The organism is Yersinia pekkanenii (assembly GCF_001152565.1).
Taxonomy (GTDB): domain Bacteria; phylum Pseudomonadota; class Gammaproteobacteria; order Enterobacterales; family Enterobacteriaceae; genus Yersinia; species Yersinia pekkanenii.
In genome coordinates this window covers 1-22,338 of sequence record NZ_CQAZ01000039.1, presented here as the reverse complement: position 1 = coordinate 22,338, position 22,338 = coordinate 1, and the positions used below count along the sequence as shown (strand labels likewise).

Genomic DNA, 22,338 nt, shown 5'->3' with positions numbered 1-22,338 from the left:
GGGCAGCCGTACCGCCATTGTCGGGCCTTCCGGCTCGGGTAAAACCACGCTCCTGCGGATTATTGCCGGTTTTGAAACGCCGGATCACGGTAAGGTTATCCTGCAAGGGGAGCCGGTATTCGACAGTTCAACCCATGTACCAGCACATAAAAGAGGGATTGGTTTTGTGCCGCAAGATGGTGCTCTGTTTCCGCACTTTACTGTGGCAGGCAATATTGCTTATGGATTAACAGGCAGCAAACAGGACAAAGCCCGGCGGGTTGATGAGTTAATGGAGATGGTGGCACTGGACCGGCGATTATCTCAACTTTGGCCTCATGAGATCTCCGGCGGCCAGCAACAGCGAGTGGCTCTCGCCAGAGCACTGGCACAGCGCCCGGTACTGATGTTATTGGATGAACCGTTTTCAGCACTGGATACCGCCTTACGCGCGTCAACCCGTAAAGCCGTGGCCGAACTATTGGCACAAGCGAATATTGCCGCTATTTTGGTCACCCATGATCAAACTGAAGCCTTGTCGTTTGCCGATCAGGTGGCGGTTATGCGCGCCGGCAAGCTGGCCCATGTTGGCCCGCCACAAGAGATTTATTTGCGACCGGTTGATGAACCAACCGCGACGTTCCTTGGCGAAACACTGATTCTTTCCGCCAATATTAAGGCCGGATGGGCTGATTGTGCATTAGGTCGAGTCAAAGTTGACGATACCAAACGCCATGGTCTGATACGTATTATGTTGCGGCCCGAGCAAATTACCATCACGCCGTTGCCCGCCGAACATCACTACTCCACTCATTGTCTGGCTAAGGTTACCAACATTGATTTTGCTGGTTTTATCTCAACCCTCACCTTATATATTGTCGGCTGCGAAGAAACAGTTGAAATCAAGACCATCAGCCGGGAAGGGATTAGCATCGGTTTAATGGTTGATCTGACCATCATGGGTCAGGCCCATATTTTTGCTGACTGAATGATCGCCTACACCTCTCTGTAATGGTGTTGCAATAAGCGCTACTTTTGCTCGGCCCGTAACCGCCGGTACTCCAGCAAGGTCAGAGCAATAACAACAATATCCAGCACCGTTATCAGGATCAAGAGCACCGAGTGGGTGAAAGTATAACGATAGAGTTGATAGATAATAAATAAGCTAAAAATCACTATTGCCGCAGGGTAATAACCCAACTTCTTACGCCACAGTCCGATAATGATCCACAGCTTAACCACGCCGTGAATTAACAGATAGAATGCAGCAAAATGCAGGCTGCTGATCGAAAGGCTTTGGGCGGCATGCAGCAGATAATTTGCCACCACATCGCCACGGTCTGCGATAAACTCAACTTGCGTGATGCGATGCATCAAATTGAGTAAAAATTGAGGGGTAACAAAATAGGTTAAAATACCGGCGATAATTTCCATCACCGCCAACATCGCTTTCAGCAATAAACTCAGCTCAAAAACTGCGTGAATATTCTTCTCACCTAAGATGTTGTTACCATCGAATCTGTTTTTCATATTCAACATGGTACTGACTCCCTGCAAGCGGGTAGAGGTAAGAGTCCCGATGTAGATCTCCTCTAACCCTAGAAAAAAGATCACTACTTCATTTTAGTCGGGTTAATGCTAGCAGCAACTTTCTTTATATGGGTAAGAATAATAACTAAATTATTGGCACTATTTTATTAAGACTTTCCTCAAGATTATTAAGGTAAATTAAATAAACCAATAAAACATGCGAATAATAATATCCCTATGCCATTTGAGATTGATTCTTCATTGCAGCATTAGATTTTCTATAAATATAAAGATTTTATGTATAGGAAATAGTTAATATCTGGCAAAAAATCATTAATAACCTTCGGCATTCTCACATAAATTATAATTATCTTCTTGTTATGACGTCTTAATTGATTTACATCATATAAAAGTAACAAATTATTTCCTAATGTGAGGCGTTATCATTCCATCCTGCTTTTTTTTTTATTTTCGTCAAGATAATGTCCTCCGCAAAGGTAATGTCGATGAACAACAATAAAAGACCTATCACCGGCTCACTGAGTCGCCGTGAATTTATTCAAACATCCGCCGCAGTGACCGGGGCTGCGGCAATAGCCGGTTCAATCACTCTGCCTTTCTCAGTACATGCCGCACCAGAACCGCGCGCCGCAGTAACTGAGGAAACCATTAAATACAGTGCTTGTCTGGTCAACTGTGGTAGCCGCTGTCCACTAAAAGTACATGTCAAAAACGGTGAAATTATTAAGATTGCTAATGAAGCCATTTATGATGATGCCACATTTGGTGAGCATCAAATTCGCCCATGCTTACGTGGCCGATCTGTAAGATGGAAAACATATAATCCGGATCGGGTAAAATATCCAATGCTGCGTGTCGGTAAGCGCGGTGAAGGTAAATTCAAGCGCATTAGTTGGGATGAAGCGACGACTATTGTTGCCGACAATCTGAAAAAGACCATTGCGCAATACGGTAATGAAGCCATTTATTATCAATATGGTTCCGGTTCTACCGGCGCTAATTTACAAGGCCGTAATGCCTGTAAAAGAATGCTGAGTTTGATCGGCGGTTTTCTGGATCAACACGGTACTTATTCCACCGCTCAAATCAATACTGTGATGCCGTATATTTATGGTAATACAGATGAAACCTTGCTGGATGAAATTAAAAACTCAGATTTAGTGGTCATGTTTGGTCATAACCTGGCAGAAACACGGATGTCAGGCGGCGGCCAATATATTGAAACTGTCCATGCTCTGGAGAAAAGTAAAGCCAAAGTCATTATTATCGACCCCCGTATGACGGACAGTGTTACTACCCTTAATGCCGAGTGGATCCCCATATTTCCAGGTACCGATGCCGCGCTGGTTGCAGCATTAGGCTATGTATTAATTAAAGAAAATCTGACTGATGAGGACTTTCTGACAGAATATTGTATTGGCTGGGATGCCACAACATTACCCGCCTCGGCCCCGGCCAATGGCTCTTATAAAGATTATATTTTAGGTAATGGTGCCGACGGGGTAGAAAAAACGCCGGAATGGGCCAGTGAAATAACCGGTATTGCGCCGGTACGTATTATCCAATTAGCCCGAGAGTTAGGAAATGCCCGCGCAGCATGGATCTCACAAGGCTGGGGCATTCAGCGTAGTGCCAATGGGGAACAGGCCGCTCGCTCAATTATGATGCTGCCACTGATAACCGGGAATATCGGCCGGGCCGGAACCAATACCGGAGCCTGGGGCGGAAACGTGAAATATCCGGTACCTAGGTTCAACATTCCGAATCCGGTAAAAACAGCTATCCCCTGCTTTATGTGGACTGATGCTATCTTCCGTGGCACCGAAATGACCGCTCAAAACGCCCATGTGAAGAATAAAGATAAACTGGATACCAATATTAAGTTTATGTGGAATTACGCCAGTAACGTTATTGGCAATCAGCATTCTGATCTGAATAAAACCCACGCTATTTTGCAAGATGAATCGCTGTGCGAGTTTATTTTAGTGTGGGAAAACCACATGACCACCTCGGCCAAATATGCTGATTTATTATTACCGGATGTCACCTCAGTTGAATCAAACGATCTGATTGACAACTCCTACGCCAGTGGCGCTTATCACTACGTGACACGGCTGCAAAATACGATTGAGCCGCTGTGGGAGTGCCGCCCGTCATATGATGTTTTAGCCGAAATTGCCACTAAGTGTGGCGTTGGTGATGCATTTACTGAAGGTCATACCCAGCAAGAATGGATTGAAATCAGCTATAACAAAATGCGTGAGGAAAACCCGTCATTACCGCCCTTCGAGCAAACCAACGACAAAGGCATTATTGACCGTATTTACGCTGATAGCAGCCAATATATCGCGTTAAAAGCGTTCCGTGATGACCCGCTGAATAATCCATTGAAGACACCCTCAGGTAAAATTGAGATCTATTCAGAAGCGCTAGCGACGCTGGAAAAAGAGTGGCAACTGACACCAGGTGATCGCATTACGGCTGTTGCTGAATATTGCCCTAGCTTTGAAGGGGTTAGTGATGTCGAAACCATGAAAACCTACCCGTTACAAATGAGCGGCTTCCATATCAAAGGCCATACCCACTCATCCTATTACAACGTGGCAATGCTGCGGGAAGCCGTACCACACCAGTTTTGGATGAACCCCATTGATGCCCAAGCTCGCGGGATACAACAAGGCGAAATGGTCGAAATTTTTAATAGCCGAGGCCGTATGCGCATTGCAGTCAAAATTACTGAAAGGGTCTTGCCGGGTGTTATCACCGTGCCACAAGGGGCATGGCGTAATCTCAACAAGGATGGCATCGACGTGGGCGGTTGTATCAATACGTTGACCACACTGCGGCCTTCACCATTAGCGAAAGGCAATCCACAACACACCAACCTCGTTGAAGTAAAACGCGTATAAGGAGTTGAGTAATGAAGCAATATGGTTTTTTTGTCGACTCCACCAAGTGCACAGGGTGTAAAACCTGCCAAATAAGCTGCAAGGATGAGAAGAACCTGGATCTCGGGCCTAAACTACGCCGGGTGTACGAATATGGCGGTGGAAGTTGGGCTCAGCAAGGCAATATCTGGGTACAAAATGTCTTCAACTACTATTTGTCTATCGCCTGCAACCACTGCTCTTCACCGACCTGCGTAACCGGCTGTCCAACCGGCGCGATGCACAAACGCAAAGAAGACGGTTTGGTGGTTATTAATCAGGATCTCTGCGTCGGCTGCCGTTATTGTGAAATGCGCTGCCCGTACGGCGCACCACAGTTTGATGCCAAGAAGAAGTTGATGACCAAATGTGATGGTTGCTATCAACGGGTCGCTGAAGGGCACAAGCCAGTCTGTGTCGAATCTTGCCCGCAGCGGGCGTTAGACTTCGATGAAATCACGGTATTAAGAGATAAATACGGTGAAGAAAATGCTATTGCACCACTACCACACTCGCATCTGACACACCCCAACTTGGTGATTAGAAGCCATCGCGATGCCAAGCCATCCGGTGATACCTCTGGTCGCATCCAAAATCCGACGGAGGTATAAAATGCATGAATTACCCTTGGTGTTTTTCACCGTACTGGGGCAAACCGCCGTCGGGCTATTTGCTCTGGCCCTGCTAAGTAACCTACTGGGTATGACCACACCACAGCAATTGAAACAAGCCAATATTATCGGCCTGATTCTGATGATGGTGGGCCTGATCGTCGGCACACTGCATGTCGGGCAACCACTGCGCGCTGTCAATATGTTGCTGGGTGTTGGCCGCTCCCCCATGAGCAATGAAATCCTGCTCAGTGGTCTGTTCGTTGCCATGGCGTGTGGCACCGTTTTTTTCTCAACTATGGTGAAAAAATCCGTATTGGCAATGCTGTGCAATGTGGCAACCGTGATTTTTGGGCTGGCCTTTGCCTGGTCTATAACCCAAGTCTATCAACTGACTACGGTGCCTAACTGGGATACATCGTACACCTCATTACAACTGTGGATGACCGTGCTGGTCGGCGGTGGTGCTTTCGCCATTCTGGCCAGTGCTCGCCAACTCGGCGCATTGGCGGTATTAGTGGGTGCTATCGTGACGTTGGTGAATAAGCCGGGCTACTTAAGTTTCCTTGGCCAAAGTTCAGCGGATCTCAGTAGCCAACAGACGTGGTTCTGGGGAATTCAAATTCTGCTACTGACATTAGGTATCTTTGTTGCCGCAGCGGCATTACTGAAAGATAGGATCCCCCGGACCACGTTGGCGGTCAGTGCATCAGCGCTGGTCATCGGTGAATTGGCCGGGCGCATTGCTTTCTACAATCTCTGGCAAGTACCCATGTAAATTAACTTGTTGATTCGACTAATTTACTAAAATAAATCACTGATTAGCCGCAACTGCCTGTGGCTAATCAATACTACGATTATCCAGTTTGTAGAGAGAACATTTTGACCTTATTAAATACCACCTTGCCACGGATTTTGGGCGCATGTTTTTACTACCCACCGCAGTCCGATACCGTACAGCGCCTCTGGCCGTTATTGCCACAAATCACCGAGATTTTCCCGTGGCCCAATCCGGCTAAAATTGGACGCTATTGCCAACAGATACCAGATGTCACGCCCGATCAACTGGAATACGATTTTTCGATTCTATTTGAGGGACAAGGTGAGATGCCCGCGCCTCCCTGGGGCTCGGTTTATCTGGATAAAGAAAATATCCTGATGGGGGCCAGCACACTACAATATCGCCAATTTCTGTCAGCATTAGGGCTGACAAGCCAGAGTGCCATCCGTGAGCCAGAGGATCAGTTTGGTTTAATGTTATTGGCATGGGTACATTTGATTGAGCAGCCGCATTTAACTAAACAACAACCCAGTGAAGCGGCGATAGCATTACTAACCGAACATTTACTGCCGTGGGCATATCGCTACCTTGAGCAGGTAAAAAATGCTCAGGTTGAGCATCAGGTTTATCCACTACTGGCAAAAATAAGCGAATGCTATCTAAAAACCCTGCAAAGTGAGCTGGGCTTATTCCCCCACCCCCACGAGCTGTATCGGTGATCAAGACAAATAGATGACCAGAGACGAGCGCTACTACAAAGCCTACATGGAAAGCCGGGTTATCAGCCGCCGGGGGTTATTCCGTGGCTTACTAAGAGGAGCAACTGGCGATTCATCACCGGCGTCGCCTGCAACCAGCCCCCATCCCGTCATAAAAAACCCCTGTCAGAATACCTATATCTATTGCGATAGTTGTGCCGATTATTGTGAGAAGCAAGCACTACTTTGGCAGCCCAACCACCCACCCACATTAGTGGATGAACGGTGCAATGGCTGCGGCGAATGTGTATCCAGATGCCCGGCGATGGCATTGGAAATGCAGTTTCTAACCGGGAAAGTGGGCGATTGAATCACAAACCTTGGGGGGTATCAAATAAATGCCCCCTGCTACTTTAGGGGGCATAGGCGCTAAAGAGACTTAATTAGCATCTTTACCGTACTGTGGCGAGCGCGGGCCATACAAAATACCATTAGGCGTGCCGGCAGAAAGCATTCTGGCACTGGTTATACCAGCAATATCATGGCTTTTGTCGGTCATAGTATTGGCAATCTGAGCTACCGCCGCCTGCACCAGCATACCGATGATGCCGCCTCCAGCGTTATTCCCTTCATTGCTGGAGGCGGTAGCACTGCCGCTCCACAACAATTTACCGGTTTTTAAATCAACCAACTTTGCATTCGCAGTGACACGGGTATCGCTGGTAATGATCTGATAAGAGGTACCATATTGGACCACGGTAATGTACAGCACTGCATCAGCACCAAAGATTTTATGGAGCTTGGTAGGGCTGACGGCGCTAATATCACCGGCACTGGTCATGCCATTTTGTTTAAAGGTTTCTTCAACGACCGCGACTGGCAGCACATAATAACCTGCCTCAGATAAGGGGTAAGTGACCTGCGATAACATGCCATGGCTGGCCTCCACTTCAGGCGACTGGTTTTGCGGCAACAACACCAAAATACTCTTTGGTTTGCTTTGCTTAAATGCAGAATAATCCTGCGGTACCGGTTTGGCACAGCCTGTCAATAACAGCGCCATTATAATAGCGCACACCGCAAAAATAGATCTCATTTAAATGCCCCCTTGTCCTTGCTCATCAAGAAATCCATAAACGGAGCAGACTCAGGGAATGCTGATTTCTCTGTGTTAAATTCAGCCATGGCTAATTCTGTCTGGCCGGTATTGCCATACAGCATGCCAAGGTGTGCATGTAAGCCTGGAGGCACGGGCAAACCTTTAGCGCGTGATTTTTCAATACTCTCTTTTAAGGCAGCAATTTGCGGTTCAGGGCTGGCATCGGATTTATAGTATTCATAAACCGTCGATGGGTAATTATCCCAGTGGTAAATCGGCTTCGGTGCTGTGGCACAACCAGCCAAAATAGCGGCGGTCAATAACAGAGACATCTTCTGTATTAATTTCATATTACGGTATCCATACACGTTATTAATAATTATTTCGCAGGCTGCCATGCACCTGATTCAATACCCGCAACCAGATTATTGACAGCTTCACGAATAGCCAAATCCAGCACCTTACCGTTCAGCGTTGAGTCATAACTTGCCGCCCCGCCAAAGCCAATCACTTCACGGTTAGACAATTCATACTCGCCAGCACCTTGTGCAGAAAACACCACTTCAGAAGTATTAACATTGACAATATTCAAATTGACTTTGGCATAAGCCACCTGAGATTTACCCCGGCCTAAAATACCAAATAGCTGACGATCACCGGTTTCTTTGCGACCAAACTCGGTCACATCGCCGGTGACAACATACATCGCCCCTTGCAACTGCTGGCTTTTGCCTGCAATGGCAGCTTCTGCTTTCAACTCTTCCATATTGGTACGCTCTAACACATTAAAGCGGCCAGTTTGTTGTAAATGTGTCACCAGAATGGTTTTTGACTGATTGCCCAAACGGTCCACACCATCGGAGAATATCCCGCTCATATAGCTTGAACGATTATCAAATTTACCAACGGAGATAGGGCTGCGAGGACCGTTATATTGCGTGCCGTAAGAGGCAACCTTTGCCACATCTAACGAACGTGAGGATTCTCTCGCACATCCACTTAATAAAGTCGCGGTTATTAAAGTCGTGGTCAAAATTATTTTTTTCATCATAAAATTAATATTCTCAATAAAAGATTAAATTACATAATTGGAAGGAATAAATAGTATAAATTTACCTTAAGTTAAAACATCGACTCTTTTAAAATACAATGAAATAGTTGTAGAAAGTAAGTATTAGCAAGTAAGTATTTGTTTGCTAATGATTTAAAATATTTTTCCGGCGCATAGTACCACAACAACAAAAATTTTAACGTATTTAAATGAATGGGTTTAGAGCAGATTTAACTCAATAAATAAAAAGTATTTTACTTAAAGATTATTTACTTTATTACTTATCATTACTGCGATTTATATTAATAAAAATTCTTTATAGATTGTTGAATATTATTTACCGTATCATCATAAGGAAAAATATTTTCTTATGCTCTGCGGTAATGATGCATTCCCCCGCAGTGATTGTCACCTTCACTTGGATAGATACACTAAATAAGTAACCCAGACTTGTTGATGTCAGTACAATGCCAGTAACTTTAGTAGCTTGTTCCCCCACAGGAGTCACACCGTGTCCCATTACCCAGCCCGTTATACCTTCGATGAAGCCTGCGACGAATACGACATTCAATATCGCGATTTCCCTGATTCGCCGTCTGTAGCATACCAGCACGAAAATATCGAACTGGCAGCACGAGAAGGCATCAAGAACAGTATTGCTGCTGAGATGGAGGCCGGCCGCACAATCCCTGCCCCGTCAGCGCTGCAACCGGGTGATATCGCTGTTCATGTGCCGATTTTGGTGCGGATGAAAGTGGAGTTGCATAATGCTCTACTCGCTACAAATACTGATAAAGCCGATATGGCACGCAAGCTCGGTTTGAATGCGGATGGAATGTTGCGCTTACTGGATGTAGGTTATGCCTCTAAAGTTGAAGTACTGGAGCAAGCCCTATACTTACTGGGCCTTGAAACCGATGTGATGATGCGAAAAGTCAACTGATGGGCTTAAATTTCGGTCAAGAGAGTAACAAATTGTTATTAGACGATAATTTAAAAAAACGTTAATAGCTTCACACTTCAATACATTGACTAACATTATTTGCTGTTTATGTCCGGAAGTGTGATCTGATGCATAAAATTACAGTATTGAAAGTCTCTCCCTATTGGGATTACAGTAACGCCATCAACTCGTAGACAGTCACTGAGTTGCTCAGGCTGGTGAGGTAGCTCCAAGGGGGAGTTTGTTCAGTGAAATATTTCTTTATGGGTATCTCAATTATGTTGGTGATTTGGGTTGGCACCTTCATGATGATGGTCGAGTAACCATTATTCAAACCATCTACTACCTAACATCGTATAAAGGGCGCATTTGCGCCCTTTATCATTTTCCGCTCATAGGATCATTTGCCTGGCATCATTCTGCGTAACGTATCATCACGGCGAATATAGTGATGATAAAGAGCTGCCAGTGCGTGAGCGCCAATCAAGAAATAGCCTAAATTGGCGATTAACTCATGAGTCTGCTTAAGATAGCTGCGAGCCTCAACATTCGGTGTTACCCACTGCGGCACCTGCCAGCCCAGTAAGAACCAGGTTTTTCCGCCATAAGCTTGCGCCAGAACCCCCAAGATCGGCAGCGATAAGAACATCAGATACAGCCCCCAATGCAAAATATGCGCGCCTAACAACTGCCAATCAGGTAATTTTGGCGTGATGACTGGCGTCACATTTCGCTGACGCAACCACAGCCGCGCCAACATGAGTATCCAGACAGAAATACCAAAATTGAAATGCAGGTTTTTGACTAATGTCCGGTCCTCATCAGGCACGGTGTCACTGAGTAACATTGCCGCATAAGTCAGAATTATCATCAATAATGTTAACCAATGTAGGGTTATCTGGGGTAAGGAATAGCGATTTCTCATAGCTGCATGCTCCACTGAAGTCATACAAAATGGCTTAACTTATTATAAGTATGCGGCAAAGTAGATGAAGATAACATTAAAGACAGGTATATAACGTTATGAAGAACCGCTATTTTATTCTGACCGGACACCTTGGCGGCCAGTCAGAATAAGTATTCTACCGCGAATTATTTGATCAGATGACGGATTAAACCTCGTCAGTTGACGTGGTTTTACTCAGTTTCAACAAACCGTCAGCGCGGAACATGGTTTTAATTCCGCGAACAGCCTGACGGATCCGGTCCTGGTTCTCGATCAGTGCGAAACGAACGTGGGTATCACCATAATCACCGAATCCAATCCCCGGTGAGACACAAACTTTAGCTTCAGACAACAAACGTTTGGCAAACTCCAGTGAACCTAACTGCGCGTAAGGTTCTGGAATTTTAGCCCAGACATACATTGACGCTTTAGGGTTTTCGACCATCCAACCGGCTTCATGCAGCCCGCGCACCAAGGCGTTACGGCGTTGCCGGTATTGCTCGGCGATATCACGAACACATTGTTGATCCCCTTCCAGCGCAGCAATAGCCGCTACCTGTAGCGGAGTAAAGGTACCGTAGTCGTGATAGCTCTTAATGCGTGCCAATGCATTGACCAGTTCAGCATTACCGACCATAAAACCAATACGCCAACCGGCCATATTGTAACTTTTTGATAAGGTGAAAAACTCCACGGCAATGTCTTTCGCGCCGGGGACCTGCATGATTGATGGCGCTTTCCAGCCATCATAGACAATATCAGCATAAGCCAGATCATGTACCACCAGCACGTCATATTGTTTCGCCAGCGCGACCACTCGCTCGAAAAAGTCCAGCTCCACACATTGCGCCGTCGGGTTGGACGGGAAGCCGAGGATCATCATTTTCGGTTTAGGAATGGTTTCACGGATCGCGCGCTCCAACTCACCGAAGAAATCAATGCCTTCGGTCAGTGGCACCGACCGTACTTGCGCCCCGGCAATCACCGCGCCGTAAATATGAATCGGATAACTGGGATTGGGTACCAGCACGGTATCACCGTGGTCGAGTGTTGCCAGCATCAGATGAGCCAGCCCCTCTTTTGAGCCGATAGTGACAATAGCTTCACTTTCCGGATCAATATCCACTTGGTAGCGATCGGCGTACCAACGGGAAATTGCCCTACGCAGACGCGGTATCCCCCGAGAGGTTGAATATCCGTGAGTGTCTTCACGTTGTGCGACACTGCACATTTTCTCAACAATATGCGGCGGTGTCGGGCCATCCGGATTACCCATACTAAAATCAATGATGTCTTCACCGCGACGGCGGGCGGCCATCTTCAGTTCAGCAGTGATATTAAAAACATAAGGGGGGAGACGATCAATACGGGTAAAACGACGTTTAGCAGGGTGTTCAGCCATAATTTCCTCGAGGATACGTGAGCGCCCGGACCGTCCGAGCGACGCTGACCATCAGATGGTCTGTTGATGAACATATCCCAGCGCTGAATACCTGTCGAGTGGCGGCTAACAAATTTCTAACGCATCGGCGAAGTTACGGTAGTTCAAACTCACTGGCCAGCAGCCCCAGTATCCAGTCATCACGCCATTGCCCACTAAGCTGAAAGTTATCACGCAATGTGCCTTCCAGTTGAAAACCACAACGTTGCAGTAACCCCCGTGAAGCATGGTTACCCACCGTGACTGTCGCTTTCATTTTATGAAACTGGCATTGCTGGAAGCCAAACGCCAATACCGCCATCAGCGACTCTTTACCAAATCCTTTTCCCTGACAAGACGGCAGCATGGCATAACCGACCTCAGCTTGCTGTAACGGCAACCATTCCGCTAAAAAACCAGTAAGACCCATAGCCTGCCCGCAGTCTCGATCGCGGATAACCAGGCAAAGCCAATGGCTGGAGGTCTTCTCCCACGGCCGCAGACGCGATTCAAAACGCGCGCGAATCTCAGGGAGCTCCATCGGGTCAGTCATGTAACGCCGCACGTCGGGATCTTGGTATAAGCGCAAAAACAGCGGCCAATCCTGCTCGTTCAGGCTGTCTAACGTCAGCCGTGGTGTTTTCAGAGCAATGGGCGTGTTATTAAACATCGGGATTACAGGTGCCATTTTCCCCCTCGAATTGAAGGTGTTCGTCATAAAAAGAAGACAGGAAATTAAAGAGGCAATTTTTCCATAACCTCATCTCTTTATTCTTCTCCATTTCACTTCAATAATATTTACTTTAAGATAACAAAAAACAAACAAATGGTCAGCAGAGTGTAGACCATTGTATGACTGTAGCCCCTACAGCTATCGGAGAATCAGCATTATGGTTTCACTACAAATAAACGATATTCCCGCAGCAATCAAAGCGGTGAAGCAACAATTACGTCAGGCGCTACCTGATTATCAGCAGGTGTTTCAAGCCGTGGAAGAGAACATTCGCCAACAGGTTACCGAGATCCGCCGCAGTCTGGCACAGGGCGAGAACCCGGTTCCCCGTATTCATGCCGACGATATTATCAATGGCAACGTCACCGATGAACAAAAAACGCAAATAAAACAGCGCGGATGTTGTGCCATCCTTGGCGTATTCCCGAGCGAAAAAGCAGCAGCCTGGAACCGTGAAATCGGTAATTATCTGGATCGTAATAATTTTGTCGAACGCCTGAAAAATGCCGCAGAAGATAATTACTTCGGTACCCTGGCAGCCAGCAAGCCACAAATTTACGGTATTTACTGGTCAACACCGCAGGTTGAAGCCCGTCAGGATAAACGCATGAATGCGGTGCAGATATTCTTGAATAATCTGTGGCAAACCGAAAGTAATGGCAAACAACATTTTGATGCTAACCGTGTGGTGACCTATGCCGACCGGACTCGTCGCCGCCCACCAAAATCGTCATCACTGGGGCTATCACCTCACGTTGATGGTGGCTCTATCGAGCGCTGGCTGGATGAGAATTTCCGCCATGTTTACCGCCATGTATTCTCTGGCGAATGGCAGAAGTATGACCCCTTCGCCGCAGAAGGCCGCCCCGAAGTGCGGGAGTTCCCGTCTCCGGCGGTATGTTCGATGTTCCGCACCTTTCAGGGCTGGACCGCGCTGACCCCCCAACGCACCCATGCCGGGACGTTGAATGTTATTCCGATAGCCAATGCCATGGTTTATATCTTGCTGCGCGCATTACAAGATGATGTTGCCGATGATGACCTGTGCGGGGCGGCTCCTGGGCGTGCGTTGTCTGCCTCTGAGCAGTGGCATCCTCTTTTAATGGAAGCAATTTCCCCTATTCCAGATTTGGAAGCGGGTGATACCGTCTTCTGGCATTGCGACGTGATTCACTCAGTAGAAAATGAACATAACGGTGAATTTGACAGTAACGTCATGTATATCGCAGCGGCCCCGTGGTGTGAAAAAAACGCTATTTACCTGCCGCGCCAGTTAGCCAGCTTTATTTATGGTCGCTCGCCACCTGACTTTGCCGCCGATGATTTCGAGGTAGATTTTATAGGCCGAGCCACTGTGGACAACCTGACGGCTATCGGCAAGCAGCAATTGGGGATCGTCGAGGTAGACATTATGCCAACAGCCCCTTCCAGCGTAACAACCAGAACCCTGAGTGGAAACAATTGACTGAACTATCAGCAGCTTTGTCAATAACCTCATGCAGAGCCTCGGCTCTGCATGCCTGTTTCAACCGGTGGCGAACAAAAAGCTTATAATTGGTGCCCTAGCGTTTGCCGCAAGTAAGCACCTGCTCCCAGCAAACCAGGTTGCTGGTGGGTAATCATATAAACCGGAATATCCTGTAAGAACTGTTTAAAACGGCCTTTATCTTCAAAACCACCACGGAAGCCGGACGCTTTAAAGAACGCCATAAAGCGTGGCACAATGCCGCCAGCGATATAAACACCGCCAAACGTGCTGAGATTCAATGCCAGATTGCCGCCAAAGCGCCCCATAATCACACAGAACAGCGATAATGCACGACAGCAGTCAGTACAACTATCCGCCAGTGCGCGTTCAGTAATATCTTTAGGTGCCAGATTCTCCGGCAGGCGTGCATCAGAAATCACAATCGCCCGATATAAATTGACCAGCCCCGGCCCCGAGAGTATTCGCTCGGCAGAAACGTGGCCCAGTTCCTGACGTAATACCGCCAGAATATGGTCTTCTTCTTCGCTGTTAGGGGCGAAATCCACATGGCCGCCTTCGCCCGGCAAACTTATCCAGCGGCCGCCCACGTTAACTAAATGTGCCACACCCAAGCCGGTACCGGCACCATACACTGCAACCGGTTTACCCGGTTGTGGCGATGTACCGCCAAATTGCAGCACATCCTGCTCAGACAACACCGGGATCGCCATCGATACCGCAGTGAAATCATTGATAACGTCCAAATGATTCAGCCCCAAATTTTGTTGCATCGCGGCAATGGAAAATGCCCAGGTATGATTGGTCATCGCCACCCAATCCCCGGTAATTGGACAGGCGATGGCAATACAAGCATCGGTTACCGTGACCCGATGTTCTGACAGATATTGCTTTATTACATCTTCCAGACTGGCGTATTCCAGCCCTGAATATGTTTTTGCTTGTGATATTTCACCCGTTGTCACAGCGCACAGCGCCAAACGGGCATTAGTGCCGCCAACGTCACCCACCAGGGCATAGCTCGTCATCAGAAACTTCTCCGTTACAGGAATGCTTAACTTCAACTATGCCCACTGTAAAATTAGGTTGGGAAAACAACAATATCAATGCGGTAAACCCTTTCGCTTTGCGATAAAGATCACATAAAAACATTTCAGCAGCGGCAAAATACCGCTGCTGAGCCTTAAAAATGGCTTAAATATTTAACGGGAACTGCGCCCTTCGTCAGAAACTGACTTCAGTGTCACAGACTGACGGGAACGTATCGCGCGCGCAGGCTGTCATAGGCCCAGTTGTAACATACCGTGTAAGGCAGGAAGAACAGGAAGAAACCTATCTCCAACATAAATGCCTGTAACAGCGAAATCCCTAAAGCCACAGCCGCGATAGGTAAGCCAATCAGGATAAAACCACTTTCAAAGCCCAACGCATGCAGTACCCGCACTCGAAAGGTCTTTGCCACTCGACTGACAGGCCAGAAGTAGTCGAATAAACTGTTGTAAACAATATTCCACAACATCGCCACAGAAGAGAGAATGACGGCTAATGTCCCCATTTGCAGCAGTGAACGATCCAGCAGCCATGCTCCAACAGGCGCGCAAATCGCGACGGCAATCACTTCAAAGCCGATAGCATGGAGAACTCGCTCAAAAAAAGATCTGTGATGAACTTGCATAAAACACCTATTAAATTAACCAATATCAGATTGTCGGAGGTGATTATCATCGTTTTTTAAGATAGATTAAAAATAGAACCCATCGATAAAACAGATAGTTTATGCATTATTCTCCTGAAGCATTGATTGCATTCGTCGAAGCCGCCGCACTTGGCTCTTTCTCAGCCGCCGCCCGTAAGTTGCGCAAAAGTCAGTCGACCATCAGCACCGCCATCGCTAATTTGGAAGCTGATCTCGGTTTAACGTTATTCGACCGACAAGCTCGTCAGCCAGTATTGACCGACCATGGCCGCCGTGTGTTGTCCCATGTACAGGAAATTTTGGCCGCCAGCGAGCGGCTGGATAATCTGTCAATCCGCCTGGCGGGTCAGGTTGAAACCCGGTTGACCTTCGTGCTGTCTGACACCTATCAACCAACACATCATGAGGATTTACTGCGTCGCTTTGAGCAGCGTTACCCTGATATCGAGTTTGAGTGCCTGATTGCCGAAGAGGCTGACGTTATTGACCTATTACAACTCAGGCGAGCACATATCGGCGTAGTGGAAGTTCAGTCTTGCTATCCGTCTGATATTGCTGCCAGCCGATTAGCCACACAGACTGAAATGGCAATATTTGTTCAACAGGATCATCCACTGGCCCATTTGCCTCAAGTTCATCCCGAGCAACTGGCCACCACCCGTCAGCTTTGCCTTAACACTTACAACCGCACCGAGCGCAATCAGTCACAGGGACTCATATGGTCAGCTCCTAGCTATTTGATGTTACTGGAAATGGCGGAGCAAGGCTTCGGCTGGGCAATTTTGCCACGTTGGCTGGTTGATCAATATAGCCGCAAAAAACTGGTCTCTTTACCAACCAGTCGTTGGCCAAAAATGATCTCAATCGACGCTGTTTGGTCGAAAAAAAACCCGCCAGGGCCGGCAGGCTATTGGTTATTAGATCAATTGACAGGTAATATCAGATAGCCGCATTACGCGCCTAAATAGATTTAGCTACATTTATCAATAGGTCAGGAATATCCATTTGCGGCAATACCACCTCAATCAACGCCAAGTGTTGGCCGTTTTCGATTTGCGCCAACAGGTGCTGTAACTGATGTGTCTTCGTAACACAATGCGTAACGTATTGTTTACCCACAGCCAATGCCCGTGGCAATTGAGTCCAATCCCAGACCGCAATATCGTTATAGCGCTGATGTGGCCCATGAATGGCTCGCTCTACCGTATATCCTTGGTTATTGAGTAGAAAAATAATAAGATTTAACCCATCGCGCAGCATTGAGCCAAATTCTTGTATTGTTAACTGAGCAGCGCCATCCCCCACCAGCAATATCATCCGCCGCTGCGGTTGTGCCAATTGGGCACCATATACAGTGCCGCCACCAGTAGGCGATCAATTTCAGCCGCTGCGTTTTCGGCAGTTAAATTGGCCTGCGCGCAGGTGACTTCTTTCGCCATACGGGAAAAATGGCTGAAGTCACCATCGCCCAACGAGTGATGCAACAATTCTCCGGCCTTTGCGAACCTAAAGCCGGAGTACCAACAATGTGAATGACCGGAAGATATTCAGCGAAACTGCCGGCGATACCATTGATAGCACTTAATGCACCGACCCCAACCGTGGTCAGCAGCGCTGCCGCAGGCATAACGCGGGCGTAGCCATCAGCGGCATAAGCCGCATTCGTTAGGTAAAAAGGGGATAAAGCTGTGATCGCGCTAACTTATCTCGTCGGTGAAAACGCATACACTAAAGTGTCGTTTACTCTCGCTAATAAGGGTCATCATGGTCTATCAAGCAGCATCTTCTCGTTACCAGGAGATGGCGTATCATCGTTGTGGTCGTAGTGGATTAATGCTCCCGGCAATTTCTCTTGGCCTTTGGCATAACTTTGGTGACAGCACCCGGTATGAAAACAGCCGCAATCTGATTCATCGGGCTTTTGACAACGGCATCACCCATTTTGATTTAGCCAATAACTATGGCCCGCCCCCCGGCTCAGCAGAGTTGAATTTTGGCCGGATCCTGCAACAAGACCTGCGCCCTTATCGTGATGAACTGATAATTTCCTCGAAAGCAGGCTACACCATGTGGCCCGGCCCTTATGGTGACTGGGGTTCAAAGAAATATCTGGTTGCCAGTATTAATCAAAGTCTGCAACGTATGGGGCTGGATTATGTCGATATCTTTTATCATCATCGCCCAGATCCCAATACACCATTAGAAGAAACCATGGCCGCATTGGATCTACTGGTACGCCAAGGTAAAACCCTGTATATCGGCTTATCCAACTACCCCGCGGCACAAGCACGCCAGGCCTGCGAAATTCTGGCACAGCTCGGTACGCCTTGTCTGATTCATCAACCCAAATATTCCATGTTTGAACGCTGGATTGAAACAGAATTGCAAGACACGCTGGATGAATATGGCGTGGGTTCTATTGCATTTTCACCGTTAGCTGGCGGGTTATTGACGGATCGTTATCTGGCGGGTATCCCACAGGACTCGCGGGCGGCCAGCGACAGCAAATTCCTTAATCCTGAACAGGTTACCGCCGAAAAACTGACTAAAGTACGCCGCTTAAATGATCTGGCCCTCGAACGCGGGCAGAAGCTGTCGCAGATGTCTTTAGCCTGGGTATTACGTGGTGGAAGAGTCACTTCAGCACTGATTGGTGCCAGTAAAACCAGCCAGATTGACGATGCCGTGGGTATGCTGGCACATGCTGATTTCAACGATGAAGAAATAAAAATTATTGAAGATATTTTAGTGTAAACGTTCTCTTTTTAAAACACGTCGAGGGGGTACTCAAGTACCCTCTTCATCCATCATACTCACAGATAAATCCTAAATTCTTATTTTACAGTTTTATCCGAATCCCAGTTGCCAACCCATTGTTTAAGATAGCGCCATAGCCAATCAGGCTGGGTAAGGATAAATAATGTTAAAAGTGGGTATTTTAAAAGCGACTGTATTTAGACCTGCTTCATTAAGGCCGCTATTACTGGTAACGATATTAGCCTGGCTACCGCTAATTCCTATGGCGAATGCTGAGAGTATTGAGTTATTACCCAGCATTTCTTTGCAGATTGGCGAACAAGATCGTAGTGGTAATTATTGGGATGGTTATGATTGGCGCGATCGCCAGTGGTGGCAAAATCATCAGGGGCGGGATTTAGGTGAGCGTAACCGCCATGGACATTACTGGGATGGACACCGCTGGCAGAACAGGGATTGGTGGAAAAAGAACTATTATTACCGTGAAGGGCACTACAGAAAATACGATAAGCATTATGACCAACACGGTAAAAAACATCGTCGTGGTAAGGGCCATGAACGCCATCATCATGATGACTAACTAATTGATATTATGAATAAACAAATGTCGTCAGAAGAGTTGATAACAGCTAACGACATTTGTTGCTGGCGTTTAAATCAGCGTCACCAGTAAGTAACCATTTAACCCAATCACGAACAAAACAACCAATTTACCCAAAATCTGAGTGAATTTTGTATCAACCAACTCCCCCATCAATTCTTTATTACTGGTGAAGGCCAGTAACGGCACCAATGCCAACGCGATACCAAAACTCAGCAATACCTGACTCGTGACCAATATCTGGGTCGGATCCATCCCAACGATAATGACAACAAAAGAAGGCAGCATAGTGATGCTGCGGCGTACCCACATTGGAATATAAAACCGCACAAAACCCTGCATCACCACTTGCCCCGCCATCGTACCTACCACGGTCGATGAAAGCCCGGCCGCAATTAGGCTCAAGCCAAAAATAGTGGCGGCAGCATTGCCCAACAGGGGTTGTAAGGTCAAATATGCCTCTTCTATTTCAGCCACGTTCTGGTAACCGCTGAAATGAAAAGCCGCAGCGGCGGTCGCCATCATGGCCAGATTAACAAAACCAGCAATCGTCATAGCAATCGCCACATCAAACTTGGTCGAAGCGTAACGCTCAGCTTTAGATTCTTTTCCTTCCGTTTGGGTCAATGCGGAATGTAGGTAAATAACGTGCGGCATGATAGTTGCACCCAATACCCCGGCCGCTAAAAAGACGGCGTTACTGTTAGGTAAACTCGGAATAAGCATCCCGCGACCAAGGGCCACAATATCGGGCTGAGAGAAGATCAATTCAACAACATAAGCTGCCGCAACAAACAATAACAGCCCGACTATCACCAGTTCGACCGGTTTTTGTCCCCGATCTTGCAACAGCAGAATGAGGTAAGTGGCGATGCCAGTCAGTATTGCCCCTTCCAGCAAACTGACCCCCAGCAACAATTTAAAGCCAATCGCTGCCCCGATAAACTCGGCCAGATCGGTCGCCATCACGATAATCTCAGCCTGTACCCAGTAAGCCCATACCACCGGGCGAGGGAAACGGTCACGGATATGCTCAGCCAGATTCTTACCCGTCGCAATACCCAGCTTGGCGGAGAGCAATTGCACTAGCATCGCCATGACGTTGGCCCATACCACAACCCAAAGTAAGGTATAACCAAATGAGGCACCGGCCTGAATATTGGTCGCGAAATTACCAGGATCGATATAAGCAATGGCGGCAATAAAAGCAGGCCCCATCAGGGAGAGTTTTAACCTCCTTGATGTACTGCGAGATGTATCGACAACACGGCTATTCAGCATTCAGTGTTACCCTTGGAAAATTTGCGTCTACTTTCTTACTAGCCATAATAGTCAAATGATAATAATTATCAAGCGCATTTATAGCGGTGAAGCTTATCTCTCTGATAGCTGATACCGTATAGCCTGCCATGCAGTAATGGTCAATTCCCGATTTCTGAAAAGCTGAGTTAATGGTCACACTGCTGTTTTCAGAACGAATGACTACAATCGTTCAAGCTAGCATATTTAAACGACTTCTAGAGCAAATTATTAACATCCGTTTTTTTGTGATCGACCCCACTAATTCGTTTGCATTTATGAAAGTGAATTTCTATATTTGCAGCTTATATCTCGTTTTTAATGTAGCCGTTACATAAAATGTTCACCAAAATCTAGCCTGCCTCAAGTTTGGAGCACACATGTCCCATATTCTGCAGTTTGCGTTGGCCTTAGTCGTGGTGGCCATATTAGCTCTGGCTGCCTGTAAAGATCGTAAAAGCATCCGCATTCGATTTGTTATTCAATTGTTGATTATTGAAGTGTTGTTGGCGTACTTCTTCCTCCATTCAGAAGCTGGATTGGGTTTTGTGAAAGGATTCGCCGGCTTATTCGACAAGTTACTTGGATTTGCCGCTACCGGTACCGATTTTGTCTTTGGCAATATGGGGGATAAAGGTCTGGCGTTCTTCTTCCTGAGAGTGCTGTGCCCTATTGTCTTTATTTCTGCTCTGATTGGTATTTTGCAATACATCAAAGTGCTGCCGATCGTTATTCGGATAATTGGTACTTTGCTGTCCAAAGTTAACGGCATGGGTAAGCTGGAATCATTCAACGCCGTCAGTTCACTGATTTTGGGTCAGTCTGAAAACTTCATCGCCTATAAAGACATTTTGGGCAAAATGTCTGAAAAACGCATGTACACCATGGCTGCAACCGCAATGTCGACTGTTTCTATGTCGATTGTTGGTGCTTATATGTCAATGCTGGACGCGAAATTTGTGGTCGCGGCGCTGGTGCTCAACATGTTCAGTACCTTTATTGTGTTGTCATTGATCAACCCGTATAAAGCAGAGGACGAGGAAGAGTTGCAACTAAGCAACCTGCACGCAGGGCAAAGCTTCTTTGAAATGCTGGGGGAATACATCCTGGCTGGCTTCAAAGTCGCCATTATCGTTGCAGCAATGCTGATTGGTTTCATCGCGTTAATTGCTGCGATGAATGCTTTGTTCAGCCTGCTGTTCGGTATTAGCTTCCAGGGTATCTTGGGCTATGTCTTCTTCCCGTTTGCCTGGGTCATGGGCGTACCGACGCATGAAGCCTTACAAGTCGGCGGTATTATGGCAACCAAACTGGTCTCTAACGAATTTGTCGCCATGATGGATTTGCAGAAAGTCGCCTCACAACTGTCACCTCGCAGCGTGGGTATTCTGTCAGTGTTCCTGGTTTCATTCGCTAACTTCTCTTCTATCGGTATTGTAGCCGGTGCGATTAAAGGTCTGAATGAACATCAAGGTAACGTGGTTTCACGCTTTGGCCTGAAACTGCTGTACGGCTCTACGCTGGTCAGTGTGCTGTCCGCATCTATCGCGGGCCTGGTGCTCTAAGTATCAGAAAAAAATCTCTAAAGAGGCGCTACGGCGCCTTTTTTTATGCCTGTGATTCGAGGGTGAGTTATTTATTGGCGTGATGTTTATTGTAAAGTTAGCAGACTGAATATATGAGTAGGTAACAAGAGGATGGGGAAATAGTGATTTGGGCGTTTGGGAATTTATATAATGGTGGGTCGTGCGGGATGACTC

General features: G+C 47.1%; 22 protein-coding genes and 2 pseudogenes. 13 read left to right on the top strand and 11 right to left on the bottom strand.

Going from position 1 to position 22,338, the window contains the following annotated elements:
• Nucleotides 1–967 (top strand): ABC transporter ATP-binding protein (locus AEP37_RS17365; protein ID WP_049614565.1); only part of this gene is annotated, 967 nt, incomplete at its 5' end.
• Nucleotides 968–1,008: 41 nt separating this feature from the next.
• On the opposite strand, the gene AEP37_RS17360 is transcribed toward AEP37_RS17365, so the two are convergent.
• Nucleotides 1,009–1,518, bottom strand: a complete 510-nt coding sequence (locus AEP37_RS17360) for a DUF2127 domain-containing protein (RefSeq protein ID WP_049614540.1) — start codon at nt 1,516–1,518, stop codon at nt 1,009–1,011.
• Nucleotides 1,519–2,015: 497 nt separating this feature from the next.
• On the opposite strand from AEP37_RS17360, the gene AEP37_RS17355 reads away from it, so the two are divergent.
• The 5 genes from AEP37_RS17355 to AEP37_RS25110 all read left to right on the top strand — a co-directional run bounded on the left by AEP37_RS17355 (nt 2,016) and on the right by AEP37_RS25110 (nt 6,917).
• Entirely contained in the window at nt 2,016–4,439 is a 2,424-nt protein-coding gene (locus tag AEP37_RS17355) for a DmsA/YnfE/YnfF family dimethyl sulfoxide reductase (protein WP_049614539.1), read from the top strand.
• A gap of 11 nt (nt 4,440–4,450) precedes the next feature.
• Complete coding sequence (locus tag AEP37_RS17350; protein WP_049614538.1) at nt 4,451–5,068, top strand: DMSO/selenate family reductase complex B subunit; 618 nt, start codon at nt 4,451–4,453, stop codon at nt 5,066–5,068.
• A gap of 1 nt (nt 5,069) precedes the next feature.
• A complete protein-coding gene (locus tag AEP37_RS17345) occupies nt 5,070–5,846 on the top strand; it encodes a dimethyl sulfoxide reductase anchor subunit family protein (RefSeq protein WP_049614537.1) in 777 nt (258 codons plus the stop codon).
• 104 nt (nt 5,847–5,950) lie between these two features.
• On the top strand, nt 5,951–6,568 hold the full coding sequence (locus AEP37_RS17340) for a TorD/DmsD family molecular chaperone (protein ID WP_162208223.1): 618 nt from the start codon (nt 5,951–5,953) through the stop codon (nt 6,566–6,568).
• Between the two features lie 13 nt (nt 6,569–6,581).
• Nucleotides 6,582–6,917, top strand: coding sequence for a 4Fe-4S binding protein (locus tag AEP37_RS25110; RefSeq protein WP_072086339.1), 336 nt, complete (start codon nt 6,582–6,584; stop codon nt 6,915–6,917).
• Between the two features lie 69 nt (nt 6,918–6,986).
• Here AEP37_RS25110 and AEP37_RS17335 read toward each other — a convergent pair whose 3' ends face one another.
• Genes AEP37_RS17335 through AEP37_RS17325 form a run of 3 tightly spaced genes read right to left on the bottom strand, consistent with a single transcriptional unit; the run spans nt 6,987 to nt 8,697 of the window.
• A complete protein-coding gene (locus AEP37_RS17335) occupies nt 6,987–7,643 on the bottom strand; it encodes a DUF799 domain-containing protein (protein WP_049614535.1) in 657 nt (218 codons plus the stop codon).
• Complete coding sequence (locus tag AEP37_RS17330) at nt 7,640–7,996, bottom strand: DUF4810 domain-containing protein (protein ID WP_049614534.1); 357 nt, start codon at nt 7,994–7,996, stop codon at nt 7,640–7,642. The genes AEP37_RS17335 and AEP37_RS17330 overlap by 4 nt, the downstream gene beginning before the upstream one ends.
• A 29-nt stretch (nt 7,997–8,025) precedes the next feature.
• Nucleotides 8,026–8,697, bottom strand: coding sequence for a CsgG/HfaB family protein (locus tag AEP37_RS17325; protein WP_049614533.1), 672 nt, complete (start codon nt 8,695–8,697; stop codon nt 8,026–8,028).
• A 511-nt stretch (nt 8,698–9,208) separates the two neighbouring features.
• Here AEP37_RS17325 and AEP37_RS17320 point away from each other — a divergent pair.
• Nucleotides 9,209–9,640, top strand: a complete 432-nt coding sequence (locus AEP37_RS17320; RefSeq protein WP_049614532.1) for a type II toxin-antitoxin system HicB family antitoxin — start codon at nt 9,209–9,211, stop codon at nt 9,638–9,640.
• A 248-nt stretch (nt 9,641–9,888) separates the two neighbouring features.
• Nucleotides 9,889–9,963 carry a membrane protein YpdK gene (ypdK, locus tag AEP37_RS26190; RefSeq protein ID WP_156168648.1) on the top strand — a complete coding sequence of 25 codons (75 nt, stop codon included), beginning with the start codon at nt 9,889–9,891 and terminating at the stop codon, nt 9,961–9,963.
• 77 nt (nt 9,964–10,040) lie between these two features.
• Here the strand turns inward: ypdK and AEP37_RS17315 are convergent, their stop codons facing one another.
• The 3 genes from AEP37_RS17315 to AEP37_RS17305 all read right to left on the bottom strand — a co-directional run bounded on the left by AEP37_RS17315 (nt 10,041) and on the right by AEP37_RS17305 (nt 12,676).
• Entirely contained in the window at nt 10,041–10,565 is a 525-nt protein-coding gene (locus AEP37_RS17315) for a cytochrome b (protein WP_049614531.1), read from the bottom strand.
• 187 nt (nt 10,566–10,752) lie between these two features.
• Nucleotides 10,753–11,988, bottom strand: coding sequence for an alanine transaminase (gene alaC, locus AEP37_RS17310; protein ID WP_049614530.1), 1,236 nt, complete (start codon nt 11,986–11,988; stop codon nt 10,753–10,755).
• A gap of 133 nt (nt 11,989–12,121) precedes the next feature.
• The gene (locus tag AEP37_RS17305; RefSeq protein WP_049614561.1) at nt 12,122–12,676 is read right to left on the bottom strand and encodes a GNAT family N-acetyltransferase; all 555 of its coding nucleotides are present in this window, start codon (nt 12,674–12,676) and stop codon (nt 12,122–12,124) included.
• Between the two features lie 220 nt (nt 12,677–12,896).
• Here AEP37_RS17305 and AEP37_RS17300 point away from each other — a divergent pair.
• Nucleotides 12,897–14,141: pseudogene (locus AEP37_RS17300) on the top strand (DUF1479 domain-containing protein); the annotation flags it as partial.
• A gap of 146 nt (nt 14,142–14,287) precedes the next feature.
• Here the strand turns inward: AEP37_RS17300 and glk are convergent.
• Together glk and AEP37_RS17290 are read right to left on the bottom strand one after the other, a co-directional pair.
• A complete protein-coding gene (glk, locus tag AEP37_RS17295) occupies nt 14,288–15,253 on the bottom strand; it encodes a glucokinase (RefSeq protein ID WP_049614529.1) in 966 nt (321 codons plus the stop codon).
• A 215-nt stretch (nt 15,254–15,468) separates the two neighbouring features.
• Nucleotides 15,469–15,900, bottom strand: a complete 432-nt coding sequence (locus tag AEP37_RS17290; RefSeq protein WP_156168644.1) for a multidrug/biocide efflux PACE transporter — start codon at nt 15,898–15,900, stop codon at nt 15,469–15,471.
• Nucleotides 15,901–16,001: 101 nt separating this feature from the next.
• Here AEP37_RS17290 and AEP37_RS17285 point away from each other — a divergent pair, with 101 nt between their 5' ends.
• The gene (locus AEP37_RS17285) at nt 16,002–16,868 is read left to right on the top strand and encodes a LysR family transcriptional regulator (RefSeq protein WP_049614528.1); all 867 of its coding nucleotides are present in this window, start codon (nt 16,002–16,004) and stop codon (nt 16,866–16,868) included.
• A 13-nt stretch (nt 16,869–16,881) separates the two neighbouring features.
• Here the strand turns inward: AEP37_RS17285 and AEP37_RS25715 are convergent.
• A pseudogene (locus AEP37_RS25715) lies at nt 16,882–17,584 on the bottom strand (thiamine pyrophosphate-dependent enzyme); the annotation flags it as partial.
• 101 nt (nt 17,585–17,685) lie between these two features.
• Here AEP37_RS25715 and AEP37_RS17275 point away from each other — a divergent pair.
• Both AEP37_RS17275 and AEP37_RS17270 read left to right on the top strand, forming a co-directional pair.
• Nucleotides 17,686–18,675: an aldo/keto reductase gene (locus tag AEP37_RS17275; protein WP_049614526.1), complete on the top strand. Its 990-nt coding sequence runs from the start codon at nt 17,686–17,688 to the stop codon at nt 18,673–18,675.
• A 166-nt stretch (nt 18,676–18,841) separates the two neighbouring features.
• A complete protein-coding gene (locus tag AEP37_RS17270; RefSeq protein ID WP_072086336.1) occupies nt 18,842–19,258 on the top strand; it encodes a DUF2502 domain-containing protein in 417 nt (138 codons plus the stop codon).
• A 72-nt stretch (nt 19,259–19,330) separates the two neighbouring features.
• Here the strand turns inward: AEP37_RS17270 and AEP37_RS17265 are convergent, their stop codons facing one another.
• Entirely contained in the window at nt 19,331–20,560 is a 1,230-nt protein-coding gene (locus AEP37_RS17265) for an Nramp family divalent metal transporter (RefSeq protein ID WP_049614525.1), read from the bottom strand.
• A gap of 398 nt (nt 20,561–20,958) precedes the next feature.
• Here AEP37_RS17265 and AEP37_RS17260 point away from each other — a divergent pair, with 398 nt between their 5' ends.
• Nucleotides 20,959–22,143 carry a NupC/NupG family nucleoside CNT transporter gene (locus AEP37_RS17260; RefSeq protein WP_049614524.1) on the top strand — a complete coding sequence of 395 codons (1,185 nt, stop codon included), beginning with the start codon at nt 20,959–20,961 and terminating at the stop codon, nt 22,141–22,143.
• Nucleotides 22,144–22,338: the final 195 nt, after the last annotated feature.

Bases quoted from the DNA above. Each gene is read 5' to 3' on its own strand.
- AEP37_RS17360 (WP_049614540.1), bottom strand. From the start codon at position 1,518: ATGTTGAATATGAAAAACAGATTCGATGGTAACAACATCTTAGGTGAG.
- AEP37_RS17355 (WP_049614539.1), top strand. From the start codon at position 2,016: ATGAACAACAATAAAAGACCTATCACCGGCTCACTGAGTCGCCGTGAA.
- AEP37_RS17350 (WP_049614538.1), top strand. From the start codon at position 4,451: ATGAAGCAATATGGTTTTTTTGTCGACTCCACCAAGTGCACAGGGTGT.
- AEP37_RS17345 (WP_049614537.1), top strand. From the start codon at position 5,070: ATGCATGAATTACCCTTGGTGTTTTTCACCGTACTGGGGCAAACCGCC.
- AEP37_RS25110 (WP_072086339.1), top strand. From the start codon at position 6,582: ATGACCAGAGACGAGCGCTACTACAAAGCCTACATGGAAAGCCGGGTT.
- AEP37_RS17335 (WP_049614535.1), bottom strand. From the start codon at position 7,643: ATGAGATCTATTTTTGCGGTGTGCGCTATTATAATGGCGCTGTTATTG.
- AEP37_RS17330 (WP_049614534.1), bottom strand. From the start codon at position 7,996: ATGAAATTAATACAGAAGATGTCTCTGTTATTGACCGCCGCTATTTTG.
- AEP37_RS17325 (WP_049614533.1), bottom strand. From the start codon at position 8,697: ATGATGAAAAAAATAATTTTGACCACGACTTTAATAACCGCGACTTTA.
- AEP37_RS17315 (WP_049614531.1), bottom strand. From the start codon at position 10,565: ATGAGAAATCGCTATTCCTTACCCCAGATAACCCTACATTGGTTAACA.
- alaC (WP_049614530.1), bottom strand. From the start codon at position 11,988: ATGGCTGAACACCCTGCTAAACGTCGTTTTACCCGTATTGATCGTCTC.
- AEP37_RS17305 (WP_049614561.1), bottom strand. From the start codon at position 12,676: ATGTTTAATAACACGCCCATTGCTCTGAAAACACCACGGCTGACGTTA.
- glk (WP_049614529.1), bottom strand. From the start codon at position 15,253: ATGACGAGCTATGCCCTGGTGGGTGACGTTGGCGGCACTAATGCCCGT.
- AEP37_RS17290 (WP_156168644.1), bottom strand. From the start codon at position 15,900: ATGCAAGTTCATCACAGATCTTTTTTTGAGCGAGTTCTCCATGCTATC.
- AEP37_RS17285 (WP_049614528.1), top strand. From the start codon at position 16,002: ATGCATTATTCTCCTGAAGCATTGATTGCATTCGTCGAAGCCGCCGCA.
- AEP37_RS17275 (WP_049614526.1), top strand. From the start codon at position 17,686: ATGGTCTATCAAGCAGCATCTTCTCGTTACCAGGAGATGGCGTATCAT.
- AEP37_RS17270 (WP_072086336.1), top strand. From the start codon at position 18,842: ATGTTAAAAGTGGGTATTTTAAAAGCGACTGTATTTAGACCTGCTTCA.
- AEP37_RS17265 (WP_049614525.1), bottom strand. From the start codon at position 20,560: ATGCTGAATAGCCGTGTTGTCGATACATCTCGCAGTACATCAAGGAGG.
- AEP37_RS17260 (WP_049614524.1), top strand. From the start codon at position 20,959: ATGTCCCATATTCTGCAGTTTGCGTTGGCCTTAGTCGTGGTGGCCATA.